16 protein-coding genes are annotated in these 12,846 nt (G+C 38.9%); 12 read left to right on the top strand and 4 right to left on the bottom strand.

What is annotated here, in order from left to right; genetic code table 11:
- Positions 1–210 (top strand): hypothetical protein (locus H6G06_RS27130; protein ID WP_206754725.1); only part of this gene is annotated, 210 nt, incomplete at its 5' end.
- Positions 211–511: 301 nt separating this feature from the next.
- On the opposite strand, the gene H6G06_RS27715 is transcribed toward H6G06_RS27130, so the two are convergent.
- Positions 512–1,804, bottom strand: coding sequence for a hypothetical protein (locus H6G06_RS27715; RefSeq protein WP_242039868.1), 1,293 nt, complete (start codon positions 1,802–1,804; stop codon positions 512–514).
- A gap of 358 nt (positions 1,805–2,162) precedes the next feature.
- On the opposite strand from H6G06_RS27715, the gene H6G06_RS26075 reads away from it, so the two are divergent.
- Positions 2,163–2,471: a type II toxin-antitoxin system HigB family toxin gene (locus H6G06_RS26075; RefSeq protein WP_190564964.1), complete on the top strand. Its 309-nt coding sequence runs from the start codon at positions 2,163–2,165 to the stop codon at positions 2,469–2,471.
- 94 nt (positions 2,472–2,565) lie between these two features.
- Positions 2,566–2,997 carry a helix-turn-helix domain-containing protein gene (locus H6G06_RS26070; RefSeq protein ID WP_190564963.1) on the top strand — a complete coding sequence of 144 codons (432 nt, stop codon included), beginning with the start codon at positions 2,566–2,568 and terminating at the stop codon, positions 2,995–2,997.
- 658 nt (positions 2,998–3,655) lie between these two features.
- On the opposite strand, the gene H6G06_RS26065 is transcribed toward H6G06_RS26070, so the two are convergent.
- The 3 genes from H6G06_RS26065 to H6G06_RS27935 form a co-directional block, all read right to left on the bottom strand.
- Positions 3,656–5,047, bottom strand: coding sequence for an ISKra4 family transposase (locus tag H6G06_RS26065; protein ID WP_190564962.1), 1,392 nt, complete (start codon positions 5,045–5,047; stop codon positions 3,656–3,658).
- 1 nt (position 5,048) lies between these two features.
- Positions 5,049–5,717: a plasmid pRiA4b ORF-3 family protein gene (locus H6G06_RS26060; RefSeq protein WP_190564961.1), complete on the bottom strand. Its 669-nt coding sequence runs from the start codon at positions 5,715–5,717 to the stop codon at positions 5,049–5,051.
- Between the two features lie 144 nt (positions 5,718–5,861).
- Positions 5,862–6,227 carry an SPASM domain-containing protein gene (locus H6G06_RS27935; protein ID WP_277875225.1) on the bottom strand — a complete coding sequence of 122 codons (366 nt, stop codon included), beginning with the start codon at positions 6,225–6,227 and terminating at the stop codon, positions 5,862–5,864.
- A 448-nt stretch (positions 6,228–6,675) separates the two neighbouring features.
- Here H6G06_RS27935 and H6G06_RS26050 point away from each other — a divergent pair, with 448 nt between their 5' ends.
- The 9 genes from H6G06_RS26050 to H6G06_RS26010 all read left to right on the top strand — a co-directional run bounded on the left by H6G06_RS26050 (position 6,676) and on the right by H6G06_RS26010 (position 12,683).
- Positions 6,676–7,071: a type II toxin-antitoxin system RelE/ParE family toxin gene (locus tag H6G06_RS26050; protein ID WP_190564959.1), complete on the top strand. Its 396-nt coding sequence runs from the start codon at positions 6,676–6,678 to the stop codon at positions 7,069–7,071.
- On the top strand, positions 7,043–7,360 hold the full coding sequence (locus H6G06_RS26045) for a helix-turn-helix domain-containing protein (protein ID WP_190564958.1): 318 nt from the start codon (positions 7,043–7,045) through the stop codon (positions 7,358–7,360). The genes H6G06_RS26050 and H6G06_RS26045 overlap by 29 nt, the downstream gene beginning before the upstream one ends.
- A 71-nt stretch (positions 7,361–7,431) precedes the next feature.
- Positions 7,432–8,745: an IS1096 element passenger TnpR family protein gene (locus H6G06_RS26040; protein ID WP_190564957.1), complete on the top strand. Its 1,314-nt coding sequence runs from the start codon at positions 7,432–7,434 to the stop codon at positions 8,743–8,745.
- A 6-nt stretch (positions 8,746–8,751) separates the two neighbouring features.
- Positions 8,752–8,946 (top strand): hypothetical protein, encoded by a 195-nt coding sequence (locus tag H6G06_RS26035; RefSeq protein ID WP_190564956.1) that lies wholly within the window; start codon positions 8,752–8,754, stop codon positions 8,944–8,946.
- Between the two features lie 129 nt (positions 8,947–9,075).
- Positions 9,076–9,648 carry a hypothetical protein gene (locus tag H6G06_RS26030; protein WP_190564955.1) on the top strand — a complete coding sequence of 191 codons (573 nt, stop codon included), beginning with the start codon at positions 9,076–9,078 and terminating at the stop codon, positions 9,646–9,648.
- 834 nt (positions 9,649–10,482) lie between these two features.
- Positions 10,483–11,262 (top strand): ParA family protein, encoded by a 780-nt coding sequence (locus tag H6G06_RS26025; RefSeq protein WP_190564954.1) that lies wholly within the window; start codon positions 10,483–10,485, stop codon positions 11,260–11,262.
- Positions 11,263–11,264: 2 nt separating this feature from the next.
- Positions 11,265–11,753: a carboxysome distribution maintenance protein McdB gene (locus H6G06_RS26020; RefSeq protein ID WP_190564953.1), complete on the top strand. Its 489-nt coding sequence runs from the start codon at positions 11,265–11,267 to the stop codon at positions 11,751–11,753.
- 83 nt (positions 11,754–11,836) lie between these two features.
- Entirely contained in the window at positions 11,837–12,184 is a 348-nt protein-coding gene (locus tag H6G06_RS26015) for a hypothetical protein (protein ID WP_190564952.1), read from the top strand.
- A gap of 109 nt (positions 12,185–12,293) precedes the next feature.
- On the top strand, positions 12,294–12,683 hold the full coding sequence (locus tag H6G06_RS26010; protein WP_190564951.1) for a hypothetical protein: 390 nt from the start codon (positions 12,294–12,296) through the stop codon (positions 12,681–12,683).
- Positions 12,684–12,846 lie beyond the last annotated feature (163 nt).

The raw sequence follows: 12,846 nt of genomic DNA, 5'->3' as shown, positions 1-12,846 counted from the left end.
CAAATCAATGGAACACTCTACAGATGGAGATTTAAGGACGGGTCAATACAGCACCCTAATTATACATTCTCCCCACTACCTAACCAACGTAAGAAAGCTGACTTAAAACTATCTAGAAATAAACTTTTTACCAAAGTGCAACGGGTAGAGGGGATGACAGTTAAGGCAGAAGTTGTCAGCACCAGGGCTGTACAGTTGCTACTTTTGTAAGAAAAGCTACCAGGATAATAGGGTGTATCAATCCTAGCAGCACAATAATCTAAAAAGCATTTTCACATAATTTAATCCTGGTAGGAAAACTAAACCACCTAACCCATACACGGAATAGGTGGTTTTGAATTATTGAAAGGTTTTAAGCTGATGTGCGGCAAAATTGGATAATCCAAAAACATTAAGTTATTGTAGTCGCTGCATCTTGCTACTTAGTTTTATCTGAATTAAATACACAACAGCTTAATTTTAATACTTTCGGGTGTGGCGATTGGCTCTCGCCAGTGCCTTCTTGCAATCGTTATTTCACCCCTATAATTTTAAAACCTTTACCCTCACTACCTGACAACGTAAAACCTGCACCCCTTAATATTGCAGCCGTCTTTCTAATTGTGCTGCCCTTGCTGTCAATTTTTTCCCCAATTAAAGATTCCAACTCCTCTTTATTGGTGGTTAAATGTTCTTTGCAGATTACGCTCAAAAACTGAGAAGTTAGCAGGTTATGAGTTTGGGGGATTAGTCCCAGCAAAATTAAAATTTTTTCTTGCTTTTCTGACACTACCAAAATAGATCCGTCATGCAGCATAATTGTAGGCTTGTCTAAATTGGGAGAATTTTTCTCTTTTACAACGGGTAAATCTTCCTCTGCCTCTGGTAATTGAGAATTGGTAATTGGTGATTGGGCATTTGTGATTGGGGACGGATCAGCAGTTTGGCGATCGCACTCCTGTAACTCCCCCGCACTGACTGACCAAATCTCTCTTGATTTTCCATCTTCAGTTGGGATGATTTTAATTTTTTCAGGCTCAAACCCTAACCAAATTAAAATTCTATTGAATCTTTCAACAACATAAGAATGATGAGTATTTGACAGGTCTATAAATTTCGCAAAATGATCTATATTCTCATCCATCTTGCTCTTAATACCCCTTGCTCTTAATATCTCATCCGAATATTCAGCACCATCTAAAATATCTTGAATATCAAAATATTTAATGATTTGAGAGCGATTTAAAGGCAATTCCTGAAAATCAATTTCATCATATCCTTCATACTCAAGCAATGATTTTAATATTTGATTTTCTGCCATTAAATCATCGGGTATTGGTAATTGAAGACTGGGAACAGGTGCGGCGGGAATATTATTTTTTAAGACTTGCAACTCCTCCAGCAAGTTATTAAATTGACCCATCATGGCAGCGTAGGATTTAGAGATTGCTTCCCCTATAATTCCATCTTCTATAGCGTTGGCTATCCTGTCATCAATTTTTTGGGGTAGTTCATACCGTCTTACATAAGTATTATCGTCTGTAAGACGTGGTTGTATTACTGGTGAATTTTCAGCTATTAACTTTTTTACCAGTTCCTCTATTGCCTCTAAATCTAATTCTGTCTTACTTGGCTGTACTACTTGTACTTGTACCTCACCATTAGTCAAAGCAGCAATACCAGCTTGGATGATATCGAGTAGAGTTTTAGAGCGATCGCATCCATTGTCATTATTTGCTGGGTAACGCTCTTTACCTATGCTATCTATAGCTTCTAGCACTTCCAATGGGCATCTAAAGTTAAGCATTTTTCTATTATCAGCCATTGTCTTACTCACGTCTTACAAGTAAAGTAAGACTAAATTAACACAGTAAGACTGTAACTGTAAGACATATAAGTAAGACTATAGCAATACGTCTTACTCTATAAGTAAGGTGGAATTGGGGAAAGTTGGGAGAGCGATCGCCAAACACTTGCATTTAACTTCGCAATTTGCTAAGATTTATTCCAAGCCTCTAAAATAAGGCTATCAAATGATAGAGGAAAGCCTCTCTAATCAATTAATTCGCACTTAATTGATTAAGAAGCATTTAATTCAATTGTACTTCTTTAGGATAAACCAATGACAAGCAAGTTAGTACGGAAATACATACGTAAAATACGTATAAGAGGACAACCAATTTATGAGGATTATTTCAGAAAAAAGACTTAAGGAAGCTTATGAAAAGTACCCAGATGCTAACCCCGGAATAACAGCTTGGAAAAAGATTGCAGAAGAACAAAACTGGAATAATTTCGCAGACGTTAAAGCTAACGTACCTTTTGCACCTGACCTAGTTAAAAACTTCGTCATTTTTGATATTGGAGGAAATAAGTACAGACTAATCACCCGTATTGAATACAAGAAAAAAGCTATCTATATTCGTGGTTTTATTACTCATATAGAGTACGACAAAAACAAATGGAAAAATGACGAATGGTTTGATAGTTAACTTTAACTAAAAGGCTATTAACCAAGTCTAACTAAGATTGATAAAGCATCAATCTTAGTTTCACTCATGAACCAAACAATATCACAATGAAAAAATGTCCTATCAAAACAAAAGCTATACAGAATTACTTGTATCTTTCCCCCCGCGCGCCATAAATTCTGAAGAAGATTATGAAAAAACTCAAGCAGTTATTGATGATTTGCTTGATAAAGAGGAACTAACAGAAGCAGAAGAAGAATACTTGAACTTACTAGGGATTTTAATCCACGAATACGAACAACAACAAGAGTTAGTTCCTGATATTTATGGAGTAGAACTTCTCAAGGTTTTAATTGCACAGTTAAATCTCAAACAAAAAGATTTAGTTCCTGTTTTTAAAACTGAATCAATTGTTTCAGATGTGCTTAACGGTAAGCGTAAATTAACAGTTGAACATATCCAAAAATTGGCAGAATTTTTCAATCTTTCACCTGCTGTATTCTTCCCAAAAAATCCCTCACAGAGAGATTTCTTAGAAGTAGCTTAACGTTTAATGATACAAGCATTTACTGGGGAAAAGAATATTTAGGGTGTAGTTTGTGGTTGGGCAGGACTAGGCTGTCCGTCATAATCCTATTTTCCGTTAGATAGGCTTTACTCAAATTTGAGAGGTATATCGCTCAACCAGATGGTATAAGATGAGACAGGCAAGTGATAACTTCAAGAGATTGAAAGCTTTTAAATTAGAACTCCCATTGGGAGTCCTAACGAGCAGTGTAAGCTAAGTAGCTTCTTTTTCACCGCTTCAATTCAATTGTCATGCCTCAAAGTGAGGACTATTACATCATACGGCGTAAATAGAAGGTTCGTGCAACCAGGGGGAACCTTGTAAAATTTAGTAAAAATAACCCTTTATTTAGCCTTGATTGATAAGAAATACTAATTATAACTTTACCTAGTTCGTCTCATTTTAGGCAATGTTTTTCACTTTCGAGACGGAGCGATAATACTTTGAGACACAAACTTCCAGGTTCTCTAAGCTCCGTTTTAGGCCAAGTTATTTTACTGTATACGAAGCCGAAAAACTATTTGTGCAACTTATCTTTTAATGAATGCGGTTAAATCTCGTATCAATCTCTGTACTGTAACTGTTGCTGTATAAGGTTTTTAGCTACAGGTTGCCCCTCGTTGCACGAACATTCTATTTACGCCGGATACCATTGCTGGAATTTATTAACCCATTCATCATTTAAAACTTGCGTTCGGACTTGAATAAGCAGATGACTTCCTTCTGGAGTCCACCGCATTTGTTGTTTTTTAACAAATCGTTTGCTAATAACTTGATTGACGGTAGATTCTACAAACGAACTGGAAATATGCTCTCCATTACGGTAGCGTTCGCCATAATTGGGAATATACTGCCCGTTATTTGAGATGTAAGTTTCAAATTCCTCTAAATGCGAGCAGAGTTTTTCTGCCTCAAGGCTTGGCTCAGTATCATCATAATCTGAAGCTAACACAGAGGCATTATCAATTAAATCTTCGATTTTTGATAATGCTTTAAATACATTGCCATGCCACAAATACCACTTTAAGGATGTCAAATCTTTTTGGATAGATTCGCTCGAAATATCCGTTTCTAAATCTGCTTTACTAATACCTTTAGCAATTTGTTTCATCACAGTAATTCGCATTGTGATATGAAACCAATCGAGTATATGTTCGGCATTGGGGTTGAGATAATATTGTAGGTCACGTATAATCTCTTCTCCATCTGATAGAAATGTGACCTGTTGGTTCATTTGCATTCCTTGAGATTTTAACACCTCAAATACTCGACGTTGAGGTTTAGCATCGTAGCAATAAACCATGCCGAAACATTTAGATGTACCGTCTGCTTTTATACTCTTGCCAGCAATAACTTCAAAATTCCCTGCTTTTTTAGATTTTCTGTCGTAAGAACGAACGTATCCTCCATCCATACCTACTACCAACGGTAAATCTGGAGTAGGCAGCTTTTCCCAATCTCTCTCACAACCCTCGTATAATATTCCTGCTTCTTCTGGTAATTCTGATTCTAATCGCTGACCAAGTGAGTGTAAATTGTTGCGTATAGATGCAGGGTTTATTTCTCCTTCTATTGGTAGTAATTCTTGTAATAATTTGCTGGACAGTCCATAGGACATTAGGGATGCAAATTTTGATTCTAGGTAGAGTAATTCGGGTGATGTGCGCTCTTTTAGCAGGTTGGCTACTGGGTTAAAGCTACGAGTTGCTTGCTCGTTACAAGCACAGTTAAATAATCGCTGACATTGCAGTTTTAGTTTGCCGAAAGCTGTTCTATGTGTGATTGTTCGTTTATCTTTATGCAATAATTTCTTGCCACAATGTGAGCATAACTGTTGCTGTTTTTGATAGAGAGCTATTTGTTGATTAACGATGCTGCGTTGTGTCTGAAGCAGTAATTCTTTGCCTTGGGCTAGGGTAAGTCCTAAGTTTTCAGGTTGTAGATTACCTTTTTCAATTTCTAAAACTTCTTGAATTAATTGGGTTTCTCCTGACTCTGATTCCACAACTACTTGGATTTTAAATTTCACGCTATCCTCTGAAAAGTAATATCGACTCCCTATCTCCGTTAGCGTATTTTAGTAGATTTTGGTTGACTTTTTGACGGTCGAAATTGTTTTGATAAACCAATAGCCATGTTAGTAACTTACTGGCTTCTTCTCTATCCATGTCAAATTTCTTTTCCCTCAACATTGAAGCAAAACGCTCTAACACGTCCCAAATAAAAAACTCTTCCCTTGCTTTCATGAATCCCCAAGGGCCACCACAGTTTTCTGGTGGACAAACACCTTTACCGTCTGTGCAGATTGGATAAGTTTGGTTTGGCTCTGGTGTAAGTATTGCTTCTACTCTAATTTGATGTCGCCACCAATAACGCCATGTACCCATTAATGGAGAAATACTGAAGTCGTATTCGTATAAAAATTTTTCTTTCTCTCTCAGTCCAAGGGACGAGAGTTTTACTTCACAAGCACGGTCGCTAAATACTGTTCCACCTGGTTGGGTAATCCCGTACTGCTTACCGTGGATGATGAAATGGTGCAGGTGTATATCTTCCCACCCCATTGCCAGTTGGAGTGTGTAATGCAAGTCTTCTATCGTGCTGTCGCTACTGACAAGTATGCGCCGCCATATCATGGGGCTGATGCTTAACAGCACTATCTTTAGTTGATAAATGAGTGGAAGAGAGGATTCGGGCATTTGTGCATCTTACCGTGTTATGTACCCCATCTCCCCCAAAATTTTTCACTCTCCAATATCTTGACTTTAGCTAAATTCATATCTTGCACCTCCACTTATAAACCCAAGCAGCGTGAAAGGATGCGCGATAACGCTTGCCTTGAACTAGATGCTACTGCACTGACCTGGACAAAGATTGATTTCTGGAAATAATGGACAACCACCTAAACACAAACTTGCCTTTTGACAACCACTGCAACCACCAGAAGCTAACTTGTTACGAATTGCTTTAAATGGATTGCCGTTTTGCCAAAAGTCCGCCATGTTATCTCCGACAATTGGAGTCCCCTCATAGCCAGCTTCTACCATAAAGGAGCAAGGATACATTTTCATATCCTCAGAGATGAACATAGAAAATCTACCTGCGTCGCAACCTTCGTAACATACATGCGGAGTGTTAGTGAATCTAGCGATTCCAGTTACAGTACAAGTATCAAAACCTATTTTAAAACTATGCTTCTCTGTCGTCATACACCATTTTACAGAATGCAAGTATTGGCAAGCATAACTGGGTATCTGCCCTATTTTGGTGTCTTGTAAATCTAGCCAGTTGTAATGAAGCGGTGAAAGAGTGTTGATAATTAGCTTTTTAGGGGGGGTATGCTATGACACTCTATTGGCAACTGGCGAGGGAGTGGGAAAATTATCGTTGAAGTTCTGTTTTATCCCGTCTTCCCTGTTGATATTTTTATTAAAACAGTAACAGTAAAATCTTGGTTGCCAAATTGCCGATATGGGGGTCAGATGGATAGCACCCTGTTTTGTACGGCTTTGTCTAAACCATATTTTCTGCGTTGTCTTCTTTGGGTCGTTGCAATACCCCTTCTTAGCGTACAAAAAACCTTTTCTGGCACGGTGATGTCTATCTCCCCCTAAAATATAGGACTAGGTGCTATACTTTATCCAAAGAGACTATAAAATGAAAATTTACAAAAACCGTACTTTTGACCGTTGGGCGAGAAAGGAGGGCTTAAACAATCTTAGTCTCTGTAACGCTGTAAACGAAATGGCAGCAGGGCTTTATGATGCTGACCTGGGAGGTGGACTGTTTAAAAAACGCATAGCAAAACCAGGGAAAGGTAAAAGTGGTGGATTTCGGACACTAATAGCTACTAATAATGAAGATCGTTGGTTTTTTATTTTTGGCTTTTCAAAAAACGAACGCAGTAACATTGACAAAGATGAAGAAGAAGCTTTGAAAATGTTATCCAAGCAATTACTTGCTTATACAGCAGAAGAGCTTGAGCAAGCAAAAAATAGTAATGCATTAATAGAGGTGATTTGTAATGCGGAAGAAAAAATCAGCAATTCTTGAAGCAGTTCATGAGACAGCAAAAGACCTACACAAAGCTGGGCTAATGAATCAAACTACATTGCGCGAATTTGAACACCTATGCCTACCTCCTATTGAGCCTCTAGAACCATTACAAATTAAAGAAATACGGGAATCATCTCAAGTCAGTCAAGCTGTTTTTGCACGTATTTTGAATATAAGTCCTTCAACAGTTCAAAAATGGGAAATAGGACAAAAGCGGCCTAGTGGGGCATCTCTTAAGCTACTGCACTTGATAAAGAATCGTGGGTTAAACAGTGTGCTTTATTAAAATTTTTGGCTCGTAAAACTTACTTACGGGTTATTCCTCTAATTGAACTTGTAAACCATTGTTAACCTCAGATGATTAACGTATTTTCTCTCATTCCAGAACACATCCGAGAAAAACTAACACTCACGGATGATAAAAAACAAATACTGCAACAACAAACTATTAGTCAACATACCCCAGGAACAATTTTAAAAGACTTTCAAACTATTTTAGATTTTCTCCAACCTGACGGTGTTGAAGTTAGTAGCACTTACCACCAGTTTCCCCTGAAATATCTGCAAGAACTTAACTCTCAATTGAGTTTTTCTATAGACATTAACCTTAAACGTCCTGTACAAAAATCTTACCCCTATATACACGGTCTTTATTTCCTCCTCCGCACCTCTGGACTAGCTCAAATTATTGGTAAAGGTAAAAAGACTAAATTAGTTTTAGACCCCAAAATTATTCAAATTTGGCAGAGTCTCAACCCCACAGAACAATATTTCACTTTATTAGAATCTTGGTTAGTTTGGGGAGACAGTGAAGTATTAGGCGACCCAAGAGATATGTTTGACCAAGCATATCGCTGTTTATTATTTTGGGACAAACTCCCAGAGGTAGGACTAAAATTTAATAATTATTCAGAACAAGATAAATTATATTATCCTGGTTTTCATAATCTCGCTCTTTTACATTTATTTGGCTTAATTGAACTGACATCAGGCAAGCCACAAGCTGCTAAAGGCTGGCGTTTTACTGATGTTAAACCTTTGCCTTTCGGTAATGCAATTATGGCTGTATTAACAGAAAGCAGTGCAGATATCCAAGTAGAAGATTATGCCCAATTCAGGGGAGATTTTCGCATTGCTTTTGATAGTTTAAAACCTTATCTGCAACCCTATTTCCCTGAATGGTCACAAACTTTAGTAATTGCAGAAGGAGATTTTACAGAAGGTATTTATATATTTAAAGTCACCTTAGAGGATGCTTGGCGACGCATTGCTATTCCTAGTTATTTTAATTTAGATGAAGTGGCTATAGAAATTGCCGAAGCTTTTGATTTTGACACAGAACACCTGTACAGATTTATTTACAAAGACCGCTTAGGGAGAACATTTGAATTAGATCATCCTGAACTAGAATTTAACCCCCATACTGGGAATTTTCGGTTAGGTGATTTATCCCTAGAAGTCGAAAATCATTTACAATTTATTTTTGATTTACGGAATGAATGGGAATTTGATTTATATCTAGAAAAAATTGAACCTAATAATGGGGAGATACAACAAGCACAAGTTTTAGCATCTCATGGTCAACCTCCAGAGTCAGAATATGATGAATATGTAGTATATTTTATAGAAGACGAATGGAAGGTAGATATTAAAAAACCTGACGACGATTAAATTACTATGATTGGTCAACCAAAATTTCGTGAGATGGTGACCGAAGACATACCATCACTCTTCGATGTGCGTATAGCAACTTGGCATAATGATCAAGGTCATAATGAACTAGCTAAGTTAGGAATTACCCACGCCGTTAATAGTAAAATTTTGGTTGCCAAAATGCCGATTGATGGTTTATTAGTTTTCTCCTATAGGTAGATTTGAGTAGGTTTTATATAACGGTAATCGTAAATCCAAAATCGAGTGACGAATTGAGTAGATATTTTGTCGCTGCTGCACTCCCTTTCAGTTTAAAATCAGGTTGTAGATATCGAATGTAGATATCAAATGCCTGTAAACTCCTCCCGTGCTGCTAAAAAAACACCACCCAGCGAGATGATTCGCGTACCTACTGTACTGATACCAGTAGTAAGACAATTAGCGACAATACACAGACAGGGACATACAATTGCCTTGCTGCAAGGATTAGAAGAATTGATAGCACAGTTTGACAGCAGCATGGTGGTGGAAGCGACCACTGAATTGCAGCACGTAGAGGCGAAGTTGGAGCAAATAGAAACCCAGCTTTCCCAACAAAGTGAAGGAGTGGAAAGAAAACTGGAACTCATTGCTAAACATTTAGAAAAATTAGAACGGGCTGTAGCATCTGGTAGATACAATGGTGGTGGTCAAACCCGAAATAGGCGGTCAGCATATCCTTACCAGATGCCGTCAGTAGAACTGCAAGCATTCGCCAATGAAAATCTTGCCCGGAGATTGGGTGTCACACCCCAAAGTTTGATTGCTGAAAGAGAAAGCAAAACTGAGCAGGAATTTCTCAGTTGGTCGAGGAATCGGGACCCGATGGGCGTTGGCTGGAAATTTCACTCTAGTGATGGACTATATCATCCAGTCCGTTGACCCATAGCCCAACGGCGAGCAAGTCCCTAAAAAGTAACAAGACAGAGGAATGAACACGCTCTTAGACTTGCGCGTAACTTATACCTAGCTAACGCTACTGTATATTTTTCTGTATTTTAATATAGCCGTAGACAAGGCGGTTAGGACATTAACCAAAACTAAAACTTAGACACTCAAAGGCTTTTAGCACTGTCAAGAGTCACCAGCTATAGTTTATATCATGTCCGGTTGAATACTTATCATTAGGGGGGCAGGGAGCAGGGAGCAGGGGGAAAAACATTTTTCCGATTTCTGCATAAACAAGTTATATCGCAAGTAATTATGCGGACATGATATTATGTCCTAATCTTGATGGCTATAAAAGCTAAAAAGCTAAAATTAGTTTTTTCCAAAAAGCTAAAAACTAATGAGAGTGAAGTACCACAAGTTCCGCGTACTTGTGGTTTCCTACCCAGATCCAGTATCCCGGTTCATCCCTAGACCCTGAAGCCCTATCGGGCTACAACTAGCTGCAATAATGCGTGCGTAGATTTCTGGCTGTTAACCCTTCTTACAGGAGTGATAAAAATGAAACTCGATTTTTCTCTGCCTAACTAAGTGGTTAAGTTAGCAGCGAAAAGCGTAAAATATAAAAAGCTAATTTTAAAAAAGACTAAATTTATCAAAAGCCAAATAAATAATTTTAGTCTTTGATAAAATATTTACTTAATCCTTGTCAGTAAGTAAAAAGCTAATTTTGAAAAAAGCTAAATTTATCAAAAGCCAAATAAATAATTTTAGCTTTTGATAAAATGTTTACTTAATCCTTAGTTAAAAAGCTAGTTTAATAAATGTATGCTGACAATTACCATCACCAGCCTGAGTGGGGGGCAGGGGAAGACGACAACTGCCCTATTCCTGGGTCGGTTGCTATCACGTCAGGGGTTTCCTACCTTGATGCTCGACTCCGACCCCCAACACAACCTCACCACCTATCTAGGATTCGAGTTAGAACCCAACCAACCCACCTTACTAGAGTTCCTCAAAAAAACAGTTACCCCAGAAGACTGCATCTACCCGACCTCATATAACGACAATCTATTTCTCATCCCCGCCGACGACCAACTCGACACTGTACAGGACTACTTATCTAATAGCGGAGTAGGTGCAACCTTACTGAAACGTCGGTTAGAAGCTGTCGCCAAAATCTTCAAAGTCTGCATCATTGATGCACCACCCCAAAGGTCGCAAATTTGTTTGACAGTTATTGGTGCAGCAGATTATTTGGTCATCCCCGCAGAAGCATCAGTCAAAGGTTATGGTTCACTGGTGCGGACGCTTGATTTACTGGGTGGCTTGCGTGATGTCGGCGCAACGAATGCAGAAGTATTAGGTGTACTACCATTTCGAGACCGTTGGTTTGGTAACACCCAAGCCCAAGAAAGTCGGGCTGCGGTAGAGGGAATGCGGGACGAAGTAGATGCTGGCTTGGTTCTCCCTTCAATCCGGGAATCAGAACGCTACAAACAAGCCATCAACAAACGTGCAACCCTCAGTGAATTGGGATACACCGACTTGGAATACCCATTTGAAATCTTAATCGAGAAAATTGGTAAGTTAATTGGAAGTAAATAACAATGTCAGATAACGTACTCAACCAACTCCGCAACAAACGCAACCGCCCAACTGTTCCACCACGCCAAGATGCGCTTGTTCCTAAACCCCAATTAGAACCGCAAACGCCAGAACAAGAAACACTAATGCCAGCAAACGCAGACGACAGGGACTCACTACAACCATCCACTCCAGTTACCGAAGCAACAAACCCAACTCCTGCATCCCTCAACTCACTCCCTTCACTGCAAGCCGAACTCGAAAAATATCCTGAAACCCGACGACATTCAGCCATCGTTCTCGAAAAAGACCTAGATCACGAATTAACGCGCTTCTGTAAAGACAGAGGAATCACAGTTGAGGTATTTCTAGAAGCAGCTTGGACAGTTGCAAGTGCCGATAGCAAGCTTGTAGAAAAAATCACTACAGAAGCAAAGCGTCGCTATGATCAACGCAAACGGGTTGGTCAAATCAAGCGACTGATAACCATGTTAAGTAACTCGCCCAAGTGAGTACAGCCAAAACTTGGCATTATGCCGACCGACTTACCGCAATATCTCCACATTAATGCCTTTATTTTTTCTCAGTACACCTTATGACTCAATCTCAACCACCATTACCACAACCCAAGCTAGAACCTGCTGGTATTACCTTTGACCAATATGTAGAATTTACCCCAGAAAAGCTGGAATTGAGAAACGGATATTTAGGCTATGGTGGACAAAACCAACTTGGTTTTCATTTGGCTGTCCTCACCAACATGGGGTTATTGTCAGCAATGAGGCATACCAGCTTATCCCAATGGCTAGAAGCCCTTGACCTTGTGGTAAGGGAAAAGCTGTCAACTATCAATGCTGACCCAGAAGTAGCAGAAGCAATGCTAAATCGTTTTAATCGGGCAATGGAAGATTTGGCAGCAGTGGTAGATTATCTTGGGGAATAGGATTAATCGTGTTCACTAATAAGAACCACGTTGACACTCCGCCTATAAATTTAGCTCACAAAGCGTCCATTAGCTCCGACTAAACTTTAGTTGTTATTGGAGAAAAACAATGAATATTGAGCAGAATGTTTTAGAAGTTTCAGGATTAGAACTTACCAAGAATATCTTGGTAGATTTACAAAAACTCTCCTCTTGCTCTGGAGAACCAATAGCATCTGTCTATGCAGATAACCTACTGCGTACCATGCGTACTATGCGCGATAAATTACCGTTTGAACCCTATACAGAAGTGGTAATGGCATTACATGATGCACTCTTCTATTCTAACCGTTGGATTGACTATAATGCCAGTCAATATCAAGGAGTTTGTGAATTACTTACATCCTTAGTCAATCAAGAAACAATCAACAATTCATCAGTGGAAACAGCAATTTTAACTCTAGAAAACTTAGGCTTTGACACATTACCATTTGGTGTCCAACTTGACGAAAGCCTGTAAATTTCTGCCACACTCAAACCTACAGTGTTCACATTTAAACACTCATCTTTTAGACTTCAGCCTTTACTGCTCTCCCCACCACGCTATCGCGCCGCTACACACGGTTGTGCATTTATGCGTGGCACTTACAAGCGCAAATACCCCAACTGCAAACATAACACTT

This window comes from Anabaena sphaerica FACHB-251, assembly GCF_014696825.1.
Taxonomy (GTDB): domain Bacteria; phylum Cyanobacteriota; class Cyanobacteriia; order Cyanobacteriales; family Nostocaceae; genus RDYJ01.
The sequence above is the reverse complement of the archived record's forward strand: the minus strand, read 5'-3'. Positions and strand labels throughout refer to the sequence as shown.

What these genes read in the sequence shown, in the direction of transcription:
- H6G06_RS27715 (WP_242039868.1), bottom strand. Translation starts at nt 1,804, where the DNA reads ATGGCTGATAATAGAAAAATGCTTAACTTTAGATGCCCATTGGAAGTG.
- H6G06_RS26075 (WP_190564964.1), top strand. Translation starts at nt 2,163, where the DNA reads ATGAGGATTATTTCAGAAAAAAGACTTAAGGAAGCTTATGAAAAGTAC.
- H6G06_RS26070 (WP_190564963.1), top strand. Translation starts at nt 2,566, where the DNA reads ATGTCCTATCAAAACAAAAGCTATACAGAATTACTTGTATCTTTCCCC.
- H6G06_RS26060 (WP_190564961.1), bottom strand. Translation starts at nt 5,717, where the DNA reads ATGCCCGAATCCTCTCTTCCACTCATTTATCAACTAAAGATAGTGCTG.
- H6G06_RS27935 (WP_277875225.1), bottom strand. Translation starts at nt 6,227, where the DNA reads ATGACGACAGAGAAGCATAGTTTTAAAATAGGTTTTGATACTTGTACT.
- H6G06_RS26050 (WP_190564959.1), top strand. Translation starts at nt 6,676, where the DNA reads ATGAAAATTTACAAAAACCGTACTTTTGACCGTTGGGCGAGAAAGGAG.
- H6G06_RS26045 (WP_190564958.1), top strand. Translation starts at nt 7,043, where the DNA reads ATGCGGAAGAAAAAATCAGCAATTCTTGAAGCAGTTCATGAGACAGCA.
- H6G06_RS26040 (WP_190564957.1), top strand. Translation starts at nt 7,432, where the DNA reads ATGATTAACGTATTTTCTCTCATTCCAGAACACATCCGAGAAAAACTA.
- H6G06_RS26035 (WP_190564956.1), top strand. Translation starts at nt 8,752, where the DNA reads ATGATTGGTCAACCAAAATTTCGTGAGATGGTGACCGAAGACATACCA.
- H6G06_RS26030 (WP_190564955.1), top strand. Translation starts at nt 9,076, where the DNA reads ATGCCTGTAAACTCCTCCCGTGCTGCTAAAAAAACACCACCCAGCGAG.
- H6G06_RS26025 (WP_190564954.1), top strand. Translation starts at nt 10,483, where the DNA reads ATGCTGACAATTACCATCACCAGCCTGAGTGGGGGGCAGGGGAAGACG.
- H6G06_RS26020 (WP_190564953.1), top strand. Translation starts at nt 11,265, where the DNA reads ATGTCAGATAACGTACTCAACCAACTCCGCAACAAACGCAACCGCCCA.
- H6G06_RS26015 (WP_190564952.1), top strand. Translation starts at nt 11,837, where the DNA reads ATGACTCAATCTCAACCACCATTACCACAACCCAAGCTAGAACCTGCT.
- H6G06_RS26010 (WP_190564951.1), top strand. Translation starts at nt 12,294, where the DNA reads ATGAATATTGAGCAGAATGTTTTAGAAGTTTCAGGATTAGAACTTACC.